This is a genomic window from Caballeronia sp. AZ1_KS37, assembly GCF_023631165.1.
Lineage (GTDB): Bacteria > Pseudomonadota > Gammaproteobacteria > Burkholderiales > Burkholderiaceae > Caballeronia > Caballeronia zhejiangensis.
Map to the genome: position 1 here is coordinate 137,114 of NZ_JALQDP010000048.1, position 23,135 is coordinate 160,248.

A 23,135-nucleotide genomic window follows, 5' to 3' on the forward strand; every position below is an offset into this window, starting at 1 on the left:
TTTTTACCGTCCCGCGCCACGCACGCCGACATGCAGCGAATAGATCGATGACGTCGCCGTAATGAACAGGCGATTTCGATGGATGCCGCCGAACGTCAGGTTCGCGACGACCTCGGGAATGAGGATCTTGCCGAGCAGCGTGCCGTCGGGTGCGTAGCAGTGCACGCCGTCCTCCGCGCTGGTCCAGACATTGCCGTGCTCGTCGACCCGCATGCCGTCCGGCACGCCGCTCTGCATCTCGATGAACACGCGTCCGTTACGCAATACGCCATCGCCCGATACATCGAACACGCGGATATGACGCGGCGCTTCTTCGTCGTGGGAAGCGGCCGAATCCGCGATGTAGATCTGCGATTCGTCCGGAGAAAACGCGAGGCCGTTGGGCTTCGCGAAGTCGTCGCAGACGAGATGCACACGCGCGCCGTCGGGCGATAGGCGATACACGTTGCATCGGCCGATCTCGCTCTCTGCGCGATAGCCTTCGTAGTCGCTCAAGATTCCGTAGTCGGGATCCGTGAACCAGATGTCGCCCTTCGAATCAACGACGACATCGTTCGGCGAGTTCAGCCGCTTGCCTTCGAAATGCGATGCAAGCACGGTCACGCTGCCGTCGTGCTCCGTGCGCGTCACGCGCCGCGCGCCATGCTCGCAACTCACGAGCCGCCCTTCGCGGTCGCGCGTGTTGCCGTTGCTGTAGTTCGACGGCGCGCGAAACACGCCGACGCCCATTCCCGGCGCCCAGCGCAGCATGCGGTTGTTCGGGATGTCGCTCCAGACGAACAGGTCCGTGGCCGGAAAATAGACCGGTCCTTCCGCCCAGAGGCATTCGTCCGTCACTTTGGAAAGGAACGCGTTCGGCTGCAGCAGCAGCCTGAAACGCGGATCATGCACTTCGAAATCGCTGGGTTTCATGTCTCCTCGTCCTTTGTGGATTGCGTGTCAGCGCGCCGGTTTTCCGCCGGCGGCGACCGTCACCGCGATGATGAGCACGCCGTACACGATCGAGCGCACGCCGGCATCGGCGCCGACCGCGTTGAGCGCGGCGTTGGTGAGAAACAGGAACATCGAGGCGCCCCATACGCCGACGATCGTCGCCTTGCCGCCCGTGACCAGCGTGCCGCCGATCACGACCACGGCGATCGAGATCAGCATGTACTCGACGCCCATATCGAGCGACGCGCCGCCTGATGTCGCCGCGAGCAGCAGCGCCGTGAGCGCCGCGATCATCGACGAAAGCACGTAGGCAAGGCAGCGCGTGCGATGCACGTTCACGCCCGCGAGCCACGCGGCGCGGGCGTTCTGTCCGATCGCCGAAAGCCTGCGGCCATACACGGCGCGATGAAGCAGCACCGCGAGCGCGACCGACAAGGCGAGCGCAACCAGCGCGATATACGGCACGTTGAAGAGCCGGCTCGTGGCGAATGCGCCCAGCGCGGGCGGCGGCGGCGGAAGCTGGCGCCCTTGCGTAATGGCGATCGACTGGATGATGAAGCTCGACGACAGCGTCGCGATGATCGGCGGAATGCGCAGCAGCCGGATCAGCATGTAGTTCGCGATCCCGACCGCGACGCCCACGCCGAGCGCCGCCGCGACGCCGAGCGCAATCTGGCCGTTGGAGCCGCCCATCGCGTGCATGCCGACGACGCCCGCGAGCGCGATCGTCGACGGCACCGAGAGGTCGATGTTGCCGACACCCGACGTGATGACGAGCATCTGCCCGAGACCGACCAGCACCATGAACACGCCGTAGGTGAGGGCCGTCTGCGCGACATTGCTCGCGATGCCGAAGCCGAAGATGCCGACGATACCGAACCACACGAGCACCGTGCCGACGAAAGACCACGCCCAGGGCGCTTGAACGCCCTTCAGCCGTTCCCACGCGGTATCGTTGTTGGCGAGCGCTTCACCGGAAGTCTGCGATTTCATTGCCGTTCCCCGCGTTGCAGCAGCACGCGCAAGGACAGCACGACGATCAGGATCGCGCCCTGCATGCCGACTTGCCAATCCGCCGAGATGTTGAGAAAGGCGAGGAACGACGCCGCGAGCGTGAGCGTGATGGCACCGAGCACCGCGCCGATGACCGATACGCGCCCGCCGACGAATTCGCCACCGCCGAGAATGACCGCCGCAATCGAGAGCAGCGTGTAGCGCAGCGCAAGGTTCGCGTCGGCGGAGGTCGTGAGCCCGAGCAGCGAAAGACCCGACAGCACGCCGAACACGCCCGCGATGCCGTAAAGCGTCGCCTTGCTGCGCACGAGCGACCAGCCGAAGCGCCGCATCGCGCGCGGATTGCCGCCCGCGCCGCGTATGCGCACGCCGGCCGAGGTGCGCATCAGCAGAATGTGCCCTGCGATGGCAATGAGCACCGACCACACGATCGGCGCGGCGATGAACGGCGTCTGATAGCTCATCGCCGTGCCGAGCCAGCCGGGGCTCGCGCCGCCCGGCGAAGGCAGCAGCACGATCGCGAGCCCGCTCCACACGAACGACAGCCCGAGCGTCACGACGATGGACGGAATCTGCCGCAGTTCGATCAGCGCGCCGACGGCTGCATACGCGAGCACACAGGCGACGAGCGCGAGCGCGCCGAGCCACGGCTCCTTGACGAGCAGCGTCGCGCCGATGCACGCGACGAGACTCACGAATGGACCGATGGACAAGTCGAGATCGTTGACGGTGATGATCGCGAGTTGCGCAAGCGTGGCGAGCACGATCGGCACGGCCAGATTGAGCAGCAGGCTCGACCCGAAATAGCTCATCACGGCGGGCTGCATGACGAGAATCGGCACGAGCACCGCGACGAGCGAGATGGCGGGAAGCAGCGCGCGCAGACGCGCTTGCGTGTCCCGGAACGTGATGCGCGCGGGGGTCATGCGGCCTGCTCCTCGAAGCTCGCAGCGAGCAGCGCTTCTTCCGTGCATTCGTCCGCATGCAAGACGCGCGTGACCGCCGACGAGCGAAAGACATACGTGCGGTCGCAATGCGACAGCTCGTCGTTTTCTGTCGTGTACCAGATGAACGTGCGGCCTTTCGCGGCTTCGTCGTGAACGAGCCGGTAGATGTCGCGCTTGGTGCCCACATCGACGCCGCGCGTCGGATCGTCCATCAGAATGAGCTGCGCGTCCGACGACAGCGCGCGCGCAAACAGCACCTTCTGCTGGTTGCCGCCCGAGAGCGACAGGATGCCCGCGCTCATCGGCGCGCCGCGTATGCCGATCTTCGTGCGCCACGCTTCCACGAGCGCGCGCGCCGCCGCGCGATCGACGAGTCCGCGCTTGCGCTTCGCACCGCCGAGAAGCCACCGCAAATCGAGATTCTGCGCGATGGACCACACCGGGAACACGCCGTCGCGCCCGCGATCGCCGGCAACGAATGCGGCTTTCATGCGGCCCGCGCCGTGGCTCGTCGCTGCCTCGTAGATGGCGAGCAGCGCTTCGGTCTGACCTTGGCCCGCGAGTCCGGCGAAGCCGACGATCTCTCCGCGCGATGCCTCGATCAGCGTATGTTTCCTTCCGCCGACGTTCCAGCGGAACGGTTTGTCATCGCTTTGTGCGTTGCGTATGCGGGCGGCCGCCGGCGTTTTCTCCGCTTCCAGATGCTGGCCCATCGCCTGAATGATCGACGCACGGTTCGCCTCGTTGCCCGGCAGCACGCCGACGATGCCGCCGTCGCGCATCACCATCACACGATTCGCGACGCGCTCTATCTCGCCGAGCATGTGCGTAATCAGCAGACAGGTGATGCCGCTCTCTGCCGCGCGCCGGACGAAGGCAAGCAGTTGATCGGCGGTATGGGCATCGAGCGACGAGGTCGGCTCGTCGAGGATCACGAGACGCACGGGCGCGTCCGTCACCGTGAACCCGCGCGCGATCTCGACCATCTGCTGTTGGGTGAGCGTCAGATCGGACACGAGTTCGTTGCCCTTCAGTCCGTTGCCCGGAAAAATCTCTTCGAGCTTGTCGCGCATGAGCGCCGTTGCCGTGCGCCGCCAGCCGCGCCCGCGCAATTGCGGATGCACGATCGTCATGTTTTCCGCGACCGTCAGGTTCGCGCACAGCGAGAGTTCCTGAAAGACGCAGCGCACGCCGGCCTTGCGCGCGGCGTTGGCGTCGTAGTGCGGCGCGCTTTGGCCGTCCACTTCGATACGGCCCTGCGTCGGCGCATACACGCCCGCGAGCACGGCCATGAGCGTCGATTTGCCCGCGCCGTTGTGTCCCGCGATGCCGACGCATTCGCCGCGCGTGAACGCGAAGTCGATGTCCGCGAGCGCGCGCACCCGGCCGAAGGTCTTGCCGACGCCTTCGAAGCGAATCAGCGTGCGCTCGTCCTCTGTATTGATAGTTGCGCCCATTCACATGCCTCCATGCGTGGCGTCATCGAATGCTTATTTCTTGTCGAGCAAGGCCACGGTCTGCGGCAGCGTATAAGTGACGTCGGCGATTCCACCCGGCGGCGTCGCGGCGAGCCTCGCCGGCAACTCCTGCTGCGAGATGGCGAGCAGCGGCACGTTAATGGTGACTTCCTTCGGAATCTTCTTGCCCGCGAGCACTTGCTGCGCCACCCAGAACGCGAACGAGACCGCGCCCGGCGGATTCGACAGCGAGCGCGACTGATAACCGGTCTTCGCCTGCTCGCTCCACCATTGCAGTTCGGGATAGGTGCTGCCGATGACCATCGGCGGCGCGGGACGATTGGCGGCCTTGAACGCCTGCGCGATACCGAACGACATCTCGCCTTCGGTCGCCACGCCATCGACTTGCGGTAGCGTCGGGAGAATGCCGGCCACAGCCTTCTGCGCGACCGATTGCGTCCAGTCGCCGTTCACCGAGCCGACGAGCTTGAGCCCCGGATGCTTCTTGAGCCCTTCGAGCACGCCTTCGTGCATGAGGTTGTCGACGGAGATGCCGGCCACGCCGCGCACTTCCAGTATGTTGCCGTGGCCATTGAGCTTCGTCGCCAGATAGTCGACGCCCTGCTCCGCCCAGCCCTTGAAGTCGAAATTGACGCGATACGCGCACGGCTCGTCGACGACGCCGTCGAACGAGACGACGACGACGCCCGCGGCGCATGCCTTCTTGATGGTGCCGTTGAGCGCGGTCGGCGAAACGGCGTCGATGACGATCGCGTTATAGCCTTGCAGGATCAGGTTCTGAACCTGCTGCGCCTGCTCCGTCACCTGATTCTCGGCGGTCGTGAAAGCGGGCGCGGCCGCGATCTTCTTGTCCGCCACCGCTTGCTGGGCGACGGCGTTCCAGCTCTTGAGCATCGACTGCCGCCACGCGTTGCCCGCGAAGCTATTCGACAGGGCGATTTTTTTCTGCGTGGTGTCGCCCGTTGCGACCTGCGCGTGCGCGGCGCCTGCGAGCATGCAGACGGCGAGCGCGAGCGCGGCTCTTGCCTGCACTCCTTCACGGAACATCGGGTTGTCTCCTTTCATTTTTCTTGTGGAGAGGCGCTGCGCGACTTCATCTACAGCACGCCCCTTCCAGGCGCATCGGGCGCGGTGCCGATGCGACGCTTCCAGTCAGTCTGCTTGATTCGTCCTGCGGTCAGGCCAATCGCGGTGGTCAGGCCACTCGATCGCGGAGCCAGTATAACGACAGTTTCGCGATTCGTGCAATTGCGCGCGTTACCGGTAACAGCGTGGCGCAGCGGCTTCGCCCCGGCTCACCAATCCCGCGGCATTGACGACGTGGATATTCTTCAGGAACGATGCCTCGCCGGGCCGCTTCTCCACATATTCGAGCGCATCGTCGCGTTCGTCGGATGCGGGCGTGTAGCGGTCGCGCCCAAGCAGCACACGATGGGCGATGCCGGCGAGTTCGGGCCGCGCATGCAGATCGACCGTGTAGCCCGTGCCGCGATCACGAAATCGAATTCGAACGTGCCGTCTTCCGCACGCGCGCGCACGCGGTTGTCATCGACGACGGCTTCGTGCCAGGGCGCAACCCGATGCAGATGGAAGTTCGCATGACGCGCCACGCGTTCGATGGCGTCGGCGGGTGCAGTCGAGCCCGCGCGACGGAACCGCAGCGCCTGGCGCCAGCGCACGGCATCGCGGAAAGTTATCGTATGCGCCGGGATACGCGCGTGCGCGGCTCACCGGGACCGCAGTCCATGTTTGAAGCACTCACAAACTCGGGCGAGGTGCACAGCGCACGCTCTTTCGAGTTAAGACCGAGTCTGTGCCCGTCTGCATGCAAATGCCGGGCGCTTTGGATTAGAAAACCAATCCTTGGTACGCTTCTTTTATTGCGATCGAGTCCATCGGGAAGCGCTTCCATAGCTGCGTACCTCGTCCCCCAAGGGCAGCACACGCGTCACAAGCAACTCGACGTGCCTTGCGCCGAGCGCGATGTGGGCATCGCGCAAAGCACTCGTCACGCGAGACATATCGAACTCGGTAAGGCCCCCGCAATTTCCCTTGCTACCAATCCGAAGCCGATATTAAATAGCGATGCATTCCTCACGTCTTTTGCAAGGTGCTCGTCGCATCGAGTGCGCGCCACGCTCGACGCACGCTATGGCTCTCGCGACACCTCATTCAATGCTAACTCCCGGCGCCTATATTTCGTTGCAATCCGAAGCACGAACGAAGGGAGCAACAGCGTGGACAATCCATTCGACGACGATCAGGGCACATTCCGTGTGCTGATCAACGAATTGCAGCAGCGCTCGCTTTGGCCCGCTCATCTCGAGGTTCCGGACGGCTGGACGGTGGAGTATCCAGATTGCTCACGCAGGCAATGCCTGGACTACATCGAACAGAACTGGACTGCACGGTCCTGATGATTCTCGATCTGGGAGTGGGAAATGGCCAAGCGCATTGTGAAAGTGATCGACCTCGTTCCGGGACGCAGCGTTCAGCTTCCGTCCATCGATAATGAAACGCTCAGACACGGACAATTCTGGAGCGACCATGTCTGCGCTCAGAAACCTGTTGTCATCAGTGGAGCGGTGCGCAACTGGCCTGCTCTCCGGAAATGGAACGCACCCGGCTATCTCGAAGCATTGACGGATAGCGAAGTCGGCATCTCGGATGCGTTCAACGCCTCGCCCACCGGTCTCTGGTATGCAAATCTCCCGAAGCTGAAACTCAATCAGGCCATTACGCGTCTGCGCGACGCAGGGCCGGACGAGACGCATGCGATCCGCGCGCTCCCTATTCCGTCGGAATGGAAACCCGATCTCGGCCATTATGAGTTTCTCGAAAGAGAGCACGATCGACCGCCGCGCGCATATGCACAAGACCGGCTCTTCATCTATCGGAATGCTTCGACCGAATGGCACTACCACACGACCGACGAGACGCTAACCACGCAGATCATCGGCACCAAGCGCATTTCCATGTTCAGGCTGTCCAGTGAAAACTGGCAAGCGTATGCCGTGCCGATCAAGTCCAATCTTCATCACATGAATGACGGCGCGCGCTTCTTTCCCGCGGACGGTGCACTGACGAAGTTCGAAACCACGCTTGCGCCCGGCGACGTTCTCTATATCCCACCGTTCTGGTGGCATGGCGTCGATCCCGCCGATAACGATTTCGGCATCACACTCGCTCATTGTTTCAGAACGCCGCTCAATCGCCTCGGTTCACTGAGCGATCCCGCGGTGAAAGACGTCATCCGCGCGCAGCACAGCGCCATGCTCGCGTTCCGGATGAGAGCGTTCGTCGCCCTCGGTTCGCTTTCGAGGCTCGTGACTCCCTGAGTTTCACATTCATACCCGCGGCCAATCGAGGCGCGTTTGCGTCGCTTTACGCCGCCGCATCAGTCTGACGAACACGCAAGGACCTGTGCCAGATGCAACCACGCGCGAACGCGCGTGCGCTTCTTCCACGCGTTCCGATGACGACGTTCTCGACTATCGCTTTCAGAGCACGCGCGTGCTCTCCACTACGGATCGACGCCATGCACGGTTTTCCCATCACGCCCGCTCAATCGGGCATCTTCTTTCGACAGCAACTCGATTTGCGCGATCCGCGCTTCAATCTTGCTCAACTCACGGAGATCATCGGACCGCTCGATGTCGATGCGCTTCAGGCAGCGCTGCGGCAAACCATCGACGAAGCCGAAGGCATGCGCGTGCGCCTCTTCGTCACCGACGGCTTGCCGCGTCAGACCGTTCCCGATGAGCCGTTGCACTTCACACTGCGCGTGGTCGATGTAAGCGATGCACCCGATCCGCTGGAAGCGATCGATCGCGCTGTGCAGATCGCGCTCGCCACCGCCTTCGACCTCGGCCATTGGCCGCTATTCGATGGGCAGCTCTTTCAGGCGAGCCCCACGCGCTTCTTCTTCTTTCAGCGGATTCACCATGTAGCGTTCGATGGCTTTTCGTTTTTGCTGTTCACGCAGCGGCTCGCAGCCATTTACTCGGCACTGATCCAAGGAGACGATCCCGCACCGTCCGGCTGGGCGCGTCTTGCCGATCTCCTCGATAACGACGCCGAGTATCGCGCGTCCAGCGCCTTCGAAAACGATCGGCAGTTCTGGCACGAATACATGGCGGGTTGCCCCGAGCCTGTGATCCTCTCGGCATGCATGGCGCCCGAGCCGATGCCCGCAGAAGCCTATTCGCAGGCGAGCGCGCGGATCCGTCTGTCGCCCGACACGACCGCGCGCATGCGCGATATGGCCGAACGCAACGGCACGACCTGGCCGCAAATCATGACGGCGGTCATGGCCGCCTATGTCGCACGTCTGAGCGGCCAGCCCGAAGTGGTGCTCGGGTTGCCCGTCACCGCACGCGTCGGACGTCTGGCGAGAAGCGTGCCGGGCATGTTGTCGAATGCGCTGCCGTTACGAGCGATCGTCGACGAACGCACGACCATCGTCGATCTTCTCGATGCCGTAACACGGCAAAGCCGCCGCGTACTGCGTCATCAGCGCTATCGCGTGAAAGATATCCGGCGCGATGTCGGCCGCATCGAAGCCGACAGGCCGCTCTTCGGTCCCACGGTGAACATCATGCCGGAGTACAGCCGTGCGCTGAACTTCGCGGGCTGCATCATCGGCTCGAATCGCTCGTTCTATGGCACGCCCGATGATCTCGCGCTGATCGTGCATGACCAGGGCGATGAACTTGGCATCGAATTGATGTTCGATGGCAATCCGTTGCTCTATACGCCCGAGTCCGTCGAGGCGCACTCGCGCCGCTTCACACGTCTCCTCGAACAAGTGCTCGATCGGCCCGATGCGCCGCTGCATACGCTTCAGCTCGTGTTACCTGAAAGGCAGGCGCTCCTCGAACGCTGGAACGACACGACCGCGCCGTATCCGGAGCATGAGTGCATTCAGCGGCTTCTCGAGCAGCAGGCACGGCTCACACCCGACGCCGTCGCACTCGTCTGCGATGGCGCATCGCTCACGTTTGCGCAGCTCAATGCGCGCGCGAACCGGCTCGCGCATCGGCTCATCGCGCTCGGCGTGCGTCCCGAAGGTCGCGTCGCCTTGTGTATGGAGCGCGGCATCGGCGCGATCGTCGCGTTGTTCGGCATACTCAAGTCGGGCGGCGCTTACATCCCGCTCGATCCAGCTTACCCGGGCGAACGTCTGAGTTACATACTCGGCGATGCCTCGCCTCGGTTGCTCGTCGCCGATGCAGCGGGCCGTCACGCGCTCGGTGATATCGGCGCGCTTACGGTGCTCGATCCGGATGCATCGCTCGACGATGCGCTGCCGAACGACGATCCGCATGTGCCCGCCCTCGCCTCGCATCATCTCGCGTATGTCATCTACACGTCGGGGTCCACCGGCAAGCCCAAGGGCGTGATGGTCGAGCACCGGCACGTGATGAACCTGCATCATGCGTTGCAGTCGACCGTGTTCGCGCAGTGCGCGCCGCATGCGGGCGTGACGCTGAACGCAAGCATCGCCTTCGATGCGTCCGTGCAGAATCTGACCGCGTTGCTGTCCGGGCATCGGCTCGTCATCGTTCCCGCCGATGTGCGCACCGACGCGATGGCGCTCGTCGATTTTCTCGACACATCCGGTATCGACGTTTTCGACTGCACGCCGACGCAACTCGAATCGCTGTTCTCGGCCGGTCTGCTCGAACGACGGCAAGCGCCACTGACCGTGCTCGTCGGCGGTGAACCGCTCACGCCGCAGACGTGGAGCCGTCTTGCGCGCGCACAAGGCATACGTGCGTTCAACGTCTATGGTCCGACCGAATGCACGGTAGATGCGACTTTCGCGGAGATCACGCATGAACAGGCGCGACCGGTTATCGGCAAGCCGCTCGCCAACACGCGCACGTATGTGCTCGACGCACGGCGTCGCACGGTGCCGCCTGGCGCGGTGGGCGAGCTGTATATCGGCGGCGCGGGTGTCGCGCGCGGCTATCTGAATCGTCCCGAGCTCACGGCCGAGCGCTTTCTCGACGATCCGTTCGTGTCCGGCGCACGCATGTACCGCACCGGCGATCTCGCCCGCTTTCATCTCGACGGCAATATCGAATTCCTCGGACGCAATGATCTGCAAATCAAGATTCGCGGCTTCCGCATCGAGCCCGGCGAGATCGAGACGCAGATCGCGAGTCATCCGGCCGTGCGCGATGCGGTGGTGATTGCGCGTTCGCGCACGCCCGGCTCGCAGGATCAGCAACTCATCGCCTATGTCACCGCACGCGATGAATTCGGCATCGACGCAAGCGACTTGCGCGAACATCTGAGCACGCGTCTTCCCGACTATATGACGCCCGCCGCGTTCGTTGCGCTCGATGCGCTGCCGCTTACGCCGAGCGGCAAGCTCGATCGCCGCGCGTTGCCCGATCCGCAAGCCGACGCCTTCGCGCTGCGTCCCTTCGAAGCACCGCAAGGTCGCACCGAAAGCGCGCTTGCCGAACTGTGGGCTGAACTGCTGGGAATCGAACGTGTCGGTCGGCATGACAATTTTTTCGCGCTCGGCGGCCACTCGCTGCTCGCGGTGACGTTGATCGAGCGCTTGCGGCGCATCGGGCTGCAAGCGAGCGTGCGAGATCTCTTCGCGACGCCCGTGCTCAGCGCATTCGCCGATGCCATCGATTACGCCGCGCCGAAGTCCGACATTGTCGTGCCGCCCAATGTCATCACGCCCGCGAACAGCGCCATCACGCCGGACATGCTGCCGCTCATCTCGCTGACGCAGACGGATATCGATCGCATCGCCGATCAAATGCCTGGCGGAATCTCTAACGTTCAGGATATCTATGCACTCGCGCCGCTTCAGGAAGGCATCCTGTTTCATCACATGCTCACGACGGAAGGCGATCCGTATCTGCAAACCGCGCGCCTCGCGTTCGACAGCCGCGCCCGTCTCGATGCATGGGTCGATGCGTTGCAACAGGTCGTCGCGCGGCATGACATTCTGCGCACTGCGTTCGTTCACGAAGGCGTGACGACGGCGGCGCAAGTCGTCCTGCGTCATGCGCCCGTGACGATCGTCGAAGTCGACGATCTGACGCATCATTTCGATGCGCGCACGCAGCGCCTCGATCTCGCTCGCGCGCCCCTGATGCAGATTGCAATCGCACGCGACGCGAGCGGGGATCGCTGGCTGATGCAATTGAACTGGCATCATCTGATCGGCGATCATGCGACGCTCGAGGTCATGCATGCGGAAATCGGCGCGATTCTCGATGGCCGCGCGCACGCGTTGGGCGCGGCGCAACCATTCCGCGACCTTGTCGCGCAGGCCCGGCTCGGGGCGAACCATGACGCGCAGGAAGCCTTTTTCCGCGACATGCTCGCCGATGTCAGCGAGCCCACGTTGCCGTTCGGCTTGACCGATGTGCATCACGACGGCTCGGCCGTCGCCGAAGCGCACATCACGCTGCCCGCCGAACTCGATGCGCGTCTGCGCGCGCAGGCCCGGCATATCGGCGTCAGTCTCGCGAGTCTCTGTCATCTCGCGTGGGCGCGCGTGTTGAACGCGGGCAGCGCACTGGATTCCGATGGGTGCGTGGTATTCGGCACCGTGTTGCTCGGACGCATGCAGGCGGGCGTCGACCAGGCGCTCGGGCTCGTAATCAACACCTTGCCGGTTCGCTTCGACATCGACGACGCTTCCGTCGCTGACAGCGCGCGTCTTGCGCATGACCGTCTCGCCGCGCTGCTGCAGCATCAGCATGCCCCGCTCGCGCTCGCTCAACGATGCAGCGGCGTCGCCGCGCCCGCGCCGCTCTTCAATGCGCTGCTCAACTATCGTCATAATCGCGCATCCGACGACCGGCACACGGCCTTCGACGGCATCGAACTGCTCGGCGCCGAAGAGCGCACCAATTATCCGCTGACGTTGTGCGTCGATGACAACGGCGATAGTCTCGGTCTCATCGCGCAGACCGTTGCGCCGCTGTCGCCCGCACAGCTCTGTGGATATATGGCGCAGGCTTTGTCGAGCCTTGCGCACGCACTCGAAGAAGCGCCGCAAACGCCGGTGAATCAGCTCGACGTCGTGCCGCCCGACACGCATGAGCTGCTGGTGAAGACATGGAACGACACGGCTTCGTATCCATCGGACATGTGCATTCACCAGCTTTTCGAGCAACAGGCCAGGCGCGTGCCCGACGCGGTGGCGCTCGTCTTCCAAGATCAATCGATGACCTATGCGCAACTCAATGCGCGAGCGAACCGGCTCGCGCATCGTCTGATCGCGCTGGGCGTGGGACCGGAAGATCGCGTCGCGTTATGCGTGGAGCGTGGCATCGGCATGATGGTCGCGTTGCTCGCGATCCTCAAGTCCGGTGGCGCTTATGTGCCGCTCGATCCCGCTTATTCGGGCGAGCGCCTGAGCCACATTCTCAGCGACTCGACGCCGCGCCTGTTGCTCGCCGACGCCCCCGGCCGCGCGGCGCTCGGCGATACGGGCGAGCTTACCGTGATCGATCCCGATGCATTGCTCGACGACGACATCTCGCAAGAGGATCCGGTCACGGCCGTCGCTCCGTCGCATCTCGCATACGTGATCTACACGTCCGGTTCTACCGGCAAGCCCAAGGGTGTGATGATCGAGCACGCGCAGATCGTTCGCCTCTTCGATGCGACGCACGACTGGTTCAATTTCGATGAACGCGACGTATGGTGCCTGTTCCACTCGTTCGCCTTCGACTTCTCGGTCTGGGAAATGTGGGGCGCGCTGCGTTATGGCGGCAAGCTCGTGATCGTGCCGCAACAGCTTGCGCGCTTCGCGCCCGACTTTCTTCGACTGCTTCAGCGGGAACGCGTGACCGTACTGAATCAGACACCGAGCGCGTTTCGCGCATTGATTCAGGCGCAGGAGACGAACGATGCGCCCACCGCGTTGCGCTATGTGATATTCGGCGGCGAGGCGTTGAATCCTTCGATGCTGGAGGCGTGGTACGCGCGTCATTCGGATCGGCATCCGCGCCTCGTCAACATGTACGGCATCACCGAGACGACCGTGCATGTGACTTATCGACCGCTCGATCGCGAAGACTGCGCGGACAGCCACAGCCCGATCGGCGTGCGCATTCCTGACCTCACGATCTATCTGCTCGATGCGCAACAGCGGCTCGCGCCTGTCGGTGCGGTCGGCGAGTTGTATGTCGGCGGCGCGGGCGTGGCGCGCGGCTATCTCAATCGGCCCGAGCTGACCGCGGAGCGTTTCATCGACGATCCCTTCGTTCCGGGCGCGCGGCTCTATCGCACGGGCGATCTCGGACGGTATCGTCCCGATGGCAGTCTGGAGTTTTTCGGGCGCAACGATCATCAGGTCAAGATTCGAGGCTTTCGTATCGAGTTGGGAGAGATCGAAGCGCAGATCGCCAGTCATCCGGCGGTGCGCGAAGCCGTCGTCATCGCGCGCGCACGCGATGAAGCGACGCAGGATCAGCAACTCATCGCCTATATCACCGGCGTTTCCGACATCGACACGAGCGACCTTCGCGAGCATCTCGGTTCGCGTCTGCCGGATTACATGGTGCCGTCCGCGTTCGTGACGCTCGATGCCTTGCCGCTGACGACGAACGGCAAGCTGGATCGACGCGCGCTGCCTGATCCGCAATGGCAGAACCTCGCCGTGTATGTCGCGCCGCGGACATCGCTCGAGACATCGCTTGCCGAGTGCTTTGCCAGCGTGCTCGGCCTCGAACGCGTGAGCATCTTCGATGACTTCTTTGCGCTTGGCGGGCATTCGCTGCTCGCCACGCAACTCGTCTCGCGACTGCGCGAAGCCCTGTCGATCGAATTGTCCTTGCGCACGCTGTTCGATGCGCCGAGCGTCGCCGCGCTCGCCGACGCGTTGGAGGACACGGCTCATCGCGCCGGGGCGCGCCCGCCGTTGCAAGCGTTGCCGCGTCCCGCGCAACTGCCGCTGTCGTTCGCACAGGAACGCTTGTGGTTCCTCGATCAACTCGATCCGGGACAATCGACGTACAACATACCCGTCGCCGTGCGCCTTTCCGGCTCGCTCGATGTTCACGCATTCGAAACCGCGTTGAACGCGCTCGTGGCACGTCACGAGAGCCTTCGCACATCGTTCGTGGAGCACGACGGCCAAGCGATGCAATGCATAGCGTCCAGCCTGAAGATCGCGCTGCCGATCATCGAACTCGATGAACGCGTCGCCGATGAGCAAAGCGCCGAGGTCCGCCGTCTCGCGCAGATCGAAGCCTCGCGCGCCTTCGATCTTCAACATGGACCGCTGCTTCGCGCGCGATTGCTGCGGTTGTCATCCGCTGAACATGTCCTGTTGTTCACGATGCATCACATCGTCTCGGACGGCTGGTCTATCGGCGTGCTCGTTCGCGAACTCGGCGCATGCTATACGGCTGCCGTGCGCAAGGAGCCGGTTGCGCTTCCGCCCTTGCCCGTGCAGTACGCCGACTTCACGATTTGGCAGCGTGCCTGGCTCGCCGATGCGGAACTGGAACGCCAGACGCAATACTGGCGCGGTCGTCTTGCCGATCTCGCGCCGCTGGACTTGCCTCTCGACCGTCCACGCCCCGCACAGATCAGCGGACGCGGCGCGACCTTGCCTTTCGCGCTCAGCCCCGCGCTGTGCGAACGGCTGTATGCGTTCGCGCAGCGGGAAGGCGTCACGCCTTTCATGCTGCTACTCGCCGTGTTCCAGACGCTGCTTGCGCGCCTGTCCGGACAGAACGATGTCGCCGTCGGCTCGCCCATCGCCAATCGCACGCATGCACAGATCGAGCCACTCATCGGCCTCTTCGTCAATACGCTCGTGCTGCGCGCCGATCTTTCGGGATCGCCGTCGTTGCGTACGCTGCTCACGCAAGTCCGCGAAACGACGCTCGCTGCTTACGCGCATCAGGATTTGCCGTTCGAAAAGCTCGTCGAAGCACTCGCGCCGGTTCGGGACACTAGCCGCCCCGCGTTGTTTCAGGTGATGTTCGTGTTACAGAACGCGCCGCTCGAACCACTCGCGATGCCCGGCCTCACGCTGGAACCGCTGCCACCGGCCGAAGCCGGCGCCAAGTTCGATCTCACGTTGGACCTGACTCATACGCAAGACCATCTGACCGGCAGCCTGAACTACGCCACCGACCTCTTCGATGAACGCACCATCGCGCGCTTCGGCGAGCGCTTCGCGCGCTTGCTCGAACAGGCGCTCGATCAGCCCGATGCGCCGCTCTTTGCGCTCGACATCGTGCTGCCCGAGGAGCACGCGCTCCTCGAACGATGGAATGACACGGCAACGGCTTATCGCGACGATGTTTGCATTCAGCAACTCTTCGAAGAGCAAGTCCGGCGCACGCCGGATGCCCTCGCGCTCATCTTCGCGGACCAGTCGCTCACGTACACGCAGCTCGATGCGCGCGCGAACCTGCTTGCGCATGGGCTGATCGCGCTCGGCGTGCAAGCGGAAGATCGCGTCGCGTTCTGCATGGAACGCGGCATCGGAGGAATCGTCGCGTTGATGGCGATACTGAAGGCAGGCGGCGCGTACGTGCCGCTCGATCCCGCTTATCCGGGCGAACGCCTGACGCATATCCTCACCGATGCGATGCCTCGTCTGCTCATTGCCGATGCCGCCGGTCGCGAAGCATTGGGCGACACGGGTTCGCTCACTGTCATCGATCCGCAAGCAGCGCTCGACGACGCGTATCCGCAGGATGATCCGCGCCCGAACGTCAGCCCGAACAACCTTGCTTACGTGATCTACACATCGGGTTCGACCGGCAAGCCCAAAGGCGTGGCGATCGAGCACGGAACGCTCGTCGCGTCCACCTTCGCGCGGCACCGGTTCTATGAGCGCGCACCGAACGAACGCTTCCTGCTGCTGTCGTCGCTCGCGTTCGACAGCTCCGTCGCGGGCCTATTCGGCACACTCACGAACGGAGGCTGTCTTGCGCTCGTCGATCTCGATACCGCGCGAGACCCGCACGCGATCATCGAACTGGTGCGGCATCGCGACATCACGCGTGTGTTGTGCGTGCCGTCGCTCGGTCAGGCCATTCTCGACAGTATGTCGTCGAGCGATGATCATAAGCTTCGCGAGATCATCGTAGCGGGCGAAGCGTGCCCGCCCGGACTCGCGAAGCAAAGCTCCACGCTGCCTCGACCGGTCCCCCTCTACAACGAATACGGTCCGACGGAAGCGACGGTTTGGGCGACCGCGTATCGGTGCCTGCCGGAAGAGTCGAACCCGGTGCCGATCGGCGGTCCCATCGCGAACACGCGCATCTATCTGCTCGACGCCGAGCGCCGCCTGATGCCTGTCGGCGCCGTGGGCGAACTCTATGTCGGCGGCGCGGGTGTCGGACGCGGCTATCTGAACCGTCCCGAACTCACCGCCGAGCGCTTCGTCGACGATCCCTTCGTACCGGGCGGGCGCATGTATCGCACCGGCGACATCGCACGCTATCGCGCCGATGGCAACATCGAATTTCTCGGACGCAACGATCATCAAGTCAAGATTCGCGGTTTCCGTATCGAACTCGGCGAGATCGAGGCGCAGATCGCGAGTCATCCGTCGGTGCGGGAGGCTGTCGTCATCGCGCGCGCGCGGCATGAAGCGACGCAGGATCAGCAACTCATCGCGTACGTCACCGGTACGGACGAGATCGACGCGGGCATGTTGCGCGAACATCTTGCATCGGGCTTACCCGATTACATGGTGCCCTCGGCGTTCGTGGTGCTCGATGCCTTGCCGCTGACGCCCAACGGCAAGCTCGATCGTCGCGCATTGCCCGATCCGCAGTGGCAGGATCAGGCCACATATGTCGCGCCGCGCACATCGCTGGAAGAAACCCTCGCGCAATGCTTTGCCAGTGTGCTCGGCCTTCAACGTGTCGCCGTGTTCGACAACTTCTTCTCGCTGGGCGGTCATTCGCTGCTGGCCACGCAACTCGTTTCGCGCGTGCGCCAAGCGCTCTCCATCGACTTGCCGCTGCGTGCCTTGTTCGATGCGCCAAGCGTTGCAGCGCTTGCCCAAGTGCTTGCGCTCGATGAGTCACGCCGCGTCGCGAGCGCCTTGCCGCCTCTGCAAGCACGCGAGCGACCCGCTCATCTGCCGCTTTCCTTCGCGCAGGAACGTATGTGGTTCCTCGAACAACTGGATCCCGGACAATCCGCGTATAACATTCCAGTCGCGGTGCGTCTGAACGGATCGCTCGATGTGCCGTCATTCGAGACCGCGCTGAACGCGCTCGTGGAGCGTCACGAGAGCTTGCGAACCACGTTCGCGCAATACGACGGACAGGCCGTGCAATGCATCGCGCCGCACTTGCACATCGTGCTGCCGGTCATCGCGCTCGATGCGCTTGCATCTGGTGCGCACGCCGCCGAACTGCGTCGACTCGCGCAGGACGAAGCCACGCGGGCATTCGATCTTCAGCGCGGTCCGTTGCTGCGCGCACTCCTGCTGCGCGTTGCACAAGACGAACATGTGCTGCTGTTCACGATGCATCATATCGTCTCGGATGGCTGGTCGACGGGCGTGCTCGTGCGTGAACTCGGTGCGGGCTATGCGGCTGCGTTACGCAATGAGCCTGTTTCACTGCCGCCGCTGGCCGTGCAATACGCCGACTTCACCTTGTGGCAGCGCGATTGGCTGGCGGGTGCAGAACTCGACCGTCAGACGCAATACTGGCGCAATCAGCTCGCCGAACTCGCACCGCTGAACCTGCCCGCCGATCGCCCACGTCCATCGCAAATGAGCGGACGCGGTGCGAGTGTGCCATTCGCGGTAGGTGCCGCCTTATGCGAACGGATCGACGCGCTTGCGAATCGGGAGGGCGTCACGCCGTTCATGCTGCTGCTCGCCGTGTTCCAGACGCTGCTCGCGCGACTGTCCGGTCAAAACGACATCGCCATAGGGTCGCCGATCGCAAACCGCACGCATGCGCAGACGGAACCGCTCATCGGCCTGTTCGTGAACACGCTCGTCTTGCGCGCCGATCTTTCGGGATCGCCGTCGCTGCGTGAACTGCTCGCGCAAGTGCGTGAGACCACGCTCGCCGCTTACGCCCATCAGGACTTGCCGTTCGAGAAGCTCGTCGAAGCGCTCGCGCCGGTTCGCGACACCAGCCGCACGGCGTTGTTCCACGTCATGTTCGTCCTTCAGAACGCGCCGATGGAGCCGCTCTCGCTGCCCGGCCTGACGCTGGAAGTGATGCGCCCCGCCGATGCCGGCGCGAAGTTCGATCTCACGCTGAATCTGACGCATACACAAGATCGATTCCAAGGCACGCTCGCTTATGCGACCGACCTGTTCGATGAACAGACGATCGTGCGCTTGGGCGAACGCTTCACGCGTCTGCTCGAACAGGCGCTCGATCAACCGGATGCGCCCTTGCACGCGTTCGAACTGGTGCTGCCTGACGAGCATGCGCTGCTCGAACGATGGAACGACACGGCCGAGGCGCATCCCGAAGATGTATGCGTCCATCGTCTGTTCGAGCAGCAGGTTCGGCGCTCGCCTGAAGCGACCGCGCTGGTATTCGAAGGCGAATCGCTCACGTATGCCGAACTCAATGCGCGCGCGAATCGGCTTGCGCATCGAATGATCGCGCTCGGCGTCCGGCCGGACGATCGCGTCGCGCTGTGCATGCAGCGCAGCATCGGCATGATCGTCGCGTTGATGGCGATACTCAAGGCAGGCGGCGCTTACGTGCCGCTCGATCCGGCTTATCCGGGCGAGCGCCTGAACCATATCCTCACCGATGCCGCGCCGCGTCTGCTGCTCGCCGATGCCGCGGGCCGGGAAGCATTGGGCGACACCGGCGCGCTCGACGTACTCGATATCGATGCATCGCTCGATGAAGCGCTCCCACAAGAGAACCCGCAAACGAACGTCGCACCGCATCATCTCGCCTACGTCATCTACACCTCCGGCTCCACCGGCAAGCCCAAGGGCGTGATGGTCGAACATCGCCATGTCGTGAATCTGCATTACGCGCTGCAATCGACGGTGTTCGCACGTTGCGCCGCGCGCTCCGGCATCGGTCTGAACGCGAGCATCGCGTTCGACTCTTCATTGAAGAGCCTCACGGCGCTGCTTGCAGGTCATCGACTGATCGTGATTCCCGCGGACGTGCGCACCGATAGTGCGGTGCTCATCGACTATCTGAACAACGCCGATATCGACGCGCTCGACTGCACGCCCACTCAACTCGATGTCATGCTCGCCAGCGGCTTGCTCGAACGCCGGCGGTCGAAGCTGACCTTGCTTATCGGCGGCGAAGCGATCACACAACAGACGTGGAATCGACTGGCGAACGCTGAACAGATTCGCGCGTTCAACGTCTACGGTCCGACCGAATGCACCGTCGATGCGGCGCTTACCGAGATCACGGCAGACCAGGTGCAGCCGGTCATCGGCAAGCCGATTGCCAACGCGCGCATCTATCTGCTCGATGCGCACCTTCGGCGGGTCCCGCCGGGCGCGATCGGTGAGTTGTTTATAGGCGGCGCGGGTGTGTCGCGTGGTTATCTGAACCGGCCCGAACTCACGGCCGAACGTTTCATCGATGATCCGTTCATCGCGGGCGCGCGCATGTATCGAACCGGCGATATCGCGCGTTATCGCGCCGATGGCAATATCGAGTTCCTCGGACGCAACGATCATCAAGTCAAGATACGCGGCTTCCGTATCGAGCTCGGCGAGATCGAAGCGCACGTCGCCAGTCATCCGTCGGTGCGCGAGGCTGTCGTCATCGGCCGCATGCGGCATCAAAAAACGCTGGATCAGCAACTCGTCGCTTATGTTACGGCAACCGGCGATATCGACATCGAGGCACTTCGGGAACATGCACGTTCTCGTCTGCCCGACTATATGGTGCCGTCGGCTTTCGTGCTGCTCGACGCGCTGCCGCTGACACCCAACGGCAAGCTCGATCGTCGCGCGTTGCCCGATCCTGAATGGCAAAACCTTGCCGCGTATGTCGCGCCGCGCACCTTGCTCGAACACACGCTCGCGAAGTGCTTCGCCGATGTACTCGGCCTCGAACGCGTGAGCGTCTTCGACAACTTCTTCTCGCTCGGCGGCCATTCGCTGCTTGCTACGCAACTCGTCTCGCGTTTGCGTCAGACGCTTGCGATCGAGCTGCCCTTGCGGACGCTGTTCGATGCGCCTGGCGTCGCTTTGCTTGCCGAAGCGCTGACGCTCGATGCGCCTTCGGATCGCGCGAGCATCTTGCCGCCTTTGCAGACGCGCGAGCGCCCCGCGCATCTGCCGTTGTCCTTCGCGCAGGAACGTTTATGGTTCCTCGAGCAACTCAACCCGGGTCAGTCCGCGTATCACATTCCAGTGGCCGTGCGTCTCACCGGATCGCTCGATGCTCGGGCGTTGCAGACCGCGATGAACGCGCTCATCGATCGGCATGAAGTCCTGCGCACTTGCTTCGCGCAACACGACGGCGTTCCGGTTCAACGCATCGCAATGCAAGCGCAGGTCACCGTGCCGCTGATCGCGCTCGATACGCTCGATGCCGATGCGCAGGCCACCGAAGTCCGCCGCCTCGCACAAGATGAGGCAACACGCGCATTCGATCTTGAACAGGGTCCGCTGCTCCGAGCGAGATTGATGCGCCTGTCCGCGCGAGAGCATGTCCTGCTGTTCACGATCCATCACATCATCTACGATGGCTGGTCGACGGGCGTGCTCGTGCGTGAACTCGGCGCGTGCTACACGGCGGCGTTGTCGAACGCGCCTGCTGCGTTGCCGCCGCTCGATGTGCAGTACGCCGACTTCACCTTGTGGCAGCGCGATTGGCTCGCCGGCGCCGAGCTCGAAAGACAGACTCGGTACTGGCGCAATCGGCTCGAAGGCCTCGCGCCGCTCGATCTGCCGACCGATCACCCCCGGCCCTCGCACATCAGCGGGCGCGGTGCCAGCTTGCCCTTCGCCCTCAGCCCGGCGCTTTCCGAGCGGCTGATCGCGCTCGCGCAACGCGAAGGCGCCACGCCCTTCATGCTGCTGCTCGCCGTCTTCCAGACGCTCCTCGCGCGTTTGTCCGGGCAAACGGATATCGCGGTGGGCTCGCCGATCGCCAATCGCACGCATGCGCAAGTCGAGCCGCTCATCGGCCTGTTCATCAATACGCTCGTCATGCGCGCGGATCTCTCCGGCTCGCCTTCGTTGCGTACATTGCTCAGGCAAGTTCGCGATACGACGCTCGCCGCGTACGCGCATCAGGACTTGCCGTTCGAGAAGCTCGTCGAAGCACTCGCGCCCGCTCGCGATACTAGCCGTACGGCGCTCTTCCAGGCGATGTTCGTGTTGCAGAACGCCCCGACGGAGCCGCTCGCCTTGCCCGGACTCACGCTCGAGTTGCTGCCTCCTTCCGAAGCCGGCGCGAAGTTCGATCTCACGTTGAAGCTCGCGCACACGCAAGGGCGCTTTACCGGTAGCCTGAGCTACGCATCCGATCTTTTCGACGAGCACACGATTGCGAGGCTCGGGGAACGCTTCGCGCGTCTGCTCGAACAAGCGCTAGAAAAACCCGATGCGCCTCTGCACGCGTTCGACATCGTGCTACCCGAAGAGCATGCATCCCTCAGGCGATGGAACGACACCGCTGCTGCGTATCCCGAGCACTTGAGTATCCATCAACTTTTTGCCCAACAGGTCCGACGCTCGCCCGATGCGATCGCGCTCGTTTTCGAAGACGAATCCCTCACGTATGCGCAACTCGATGCGCGCGCTAATCGGCTTGCGCACCATCTCATCGCGCTTGGCGTCGAACCGGAACATCGCGTCGCATTGTGCATGGAGCGCGGCATCGACATGATCGTCGCGTTGATGGCGATACTCAAGGCAGGCGCTGCGTATGTGCCGCTCGACCCCGCCTCGGTCGCCGAGCGCCTCGCGTACATGCTCGACGACGCCGATGTATCGCTGCTCGTGACTCAGACATCGCTGCTCGACGGTCTTTCACGGGTCGCGCTTAACGTCTCGATCGTTTGTCCCGACGACGAAGCGTGCCGTATCGAAGCATGTCCCGATATCGATCCCGCCATTGACCTGCAGTCGCACAGCCCCGCGTATGTGATCTACACGTCCGGCTCGACCGGCAAGCCCAAGGGCGTCGTGCTGAGTCATCGGAATCTATCGAACTATCTGAGCGGCGTGCTTGCGAGGATGAACGTGCTCGCGCCGTGCAAGATGGCCCTCGCTTCAACCATCGCGACCGATCTGGGCAATACGATTCTGTTCGGTGCGCTGGTCGCTGGCCACGAGCTGCATGTGCTGTCGAACGACCGCACCACTGATAGCTATCTGTTCGGGCAGTACATGCGTCAGCGCGGAATCGATGTGCTCAAGATCGTGCCCGGACATTTGCGCGCGCTCGTTGACGTTACGCTCGACACCGCGCCTGCATTGCCGACGCAATTGCTCGTGCTAGGCGGGGAAGCGACGCGCTCCGACTGGATCCGCCGCGTGCAGGCACTGAAGCCCGGCATGCGCATTCTGAATCACTATGGCCCGACCGAGACGACCGTGGGCGTGTTGACGCATGCCTATCACGATGACATCGCATACGGCATGTCGATTCCCATCGGGAGACCGTTGGCCAACACGCGAGCCTATGTTCTCGATGAATTCCTGCGTCCTGTGCCGCTCGGCGTGACGGGTGAGTTGTATATCGGCGGTACGGGTCTCGCGAGCGGCTATCTGCGGCGCGCGGCGCTCACCGCGCAGCGCTTCGTCGCCGACCCCTTCACTTCTGGC

9 protein-coding genes are annotated in these 23,135 nt (G+C 63.4%); 3 read left to right on the plus strand and 6 right to left on the minus strand.

The features are described 5' to 3' along the window. Nucleotides 1-3: 3 nt before the first annotated feature. The 6 genes from NCS00_RS33045 to NCS00_RS33070 all read right to left on the minus strand — a co-directional run bounded on the left by NCS00_RS33045 (nt 4) and on the right by NCS00_RS33070 (nt 6,051). Complete coding sequence (locus NCS00_RS33045) at nt 4-912, minus strand: SMP-30/gluconolactonase/LRE family protein (protein ID WP_008345503.1); 909 nt, start codon at nt 910-912, stop codon at nt 4-6. 27 nt (nt 913-939) lie between these two features. Further along, entirely contained in the window at nt 940-1,926 is a 987-nt protein-coding gene (locus NCS00_RS33050) for an ABC transporter permease (RefSeq protein ID WP_008345495.1), read from the minus strand. Continuing rightward, entirely contained in the window at nt 1,923-2,873 is a 951-nt protein-coding gene (locus NCS00_RS33055; RefSeq protein ID WP_008345494.1) for an ABC transporter permease, read from the minus strand. Before NCS00_RS33055 ends, NCS00_RS33050 begins: the two co-directional genes overlap by 4 nt. Beyond that, nucleotides 2,870-4,351: a sugar ABC transporter ATP-binding protein gene (locus NCS00_RS33060; RefSeq protein ID WP_250442257.1), complete on the minus strand. Its 1,482-nt coding sequence runs from the start codon at nt 4,349-4,351 to the stop codon at nt 2,870-2,872. Before NCS00_RS33060 ends, NCS00_RS33055 begins: the two co-directional genes overlap by 4 nt. A gap of 33 nt (nt 4,352-4,384) precedes the next feature. Next, complete coding sequence (locus NCS00_RS33065; RefSeq protein WP_008345492.1) at nt 4,385-5,419, minus strand: substrate-binding domain-containing protein; 1,035 nt, start codon at nt 5,417-5,419, stop codon at nt 4,385-4,387. A gap of 284 nt (nt 5,420-5,703) precedes the next feature. Then, nucleotides 5,704-6,051, minus strand: coding sequence for a hypothetical protein (locus NCS00_RS33070; RefSeq protein WP_250442258.1), 348 nt, complete (start codon nt 6,049-6,051; stop codon nt 5,704-5,706). A 558-nt stretch (nt 6,052-6,609) separates the two neighbouring features. On the opposite strand from NCS00_RS33070, the gene NCS00_RS33640 reads away from it, so the two are divergent. The 3 genes from NCS00_RS33640 to NCS00_RS33085 all read left to right on the plus strand — a co-directional run. After that, the gene (locus NCS00_RS33640; protein WP_008345490.1) at nt 6,610-6,789 is read left to right on the plus strand and encodes an MbtH family protein; all 180 of its coding nucleotides are present in this window, start codon (nt 6,610-6,612) and stop codon (nt 6,787-6,789) included. 24 nt (nt 6,790-6,813) lie between these two features. Then, nucleotides 6,814-7,710 carry a cupin-like domain-containing protein gene (locus tag NCS00_RS33080; protein ID WP_250442259.1) on the plus strand — a complete coding sequence of 299 codons (897 nt, stop codon included), beginning with the start codon at nt 6,814-6,816 and terminating at the stop codon, nt 7,708-7,710. 200 nt (nt 7,711-7,910) lie between these two features. Continuing rightward, nucleotides 7,911-23,135: non-ribosomal peptide synthetase (locus NCS00_RS33085; protein WP_250442260.1), on the plus strand; the 15,225-nt coding region annotated here is incomplete at its 3' end.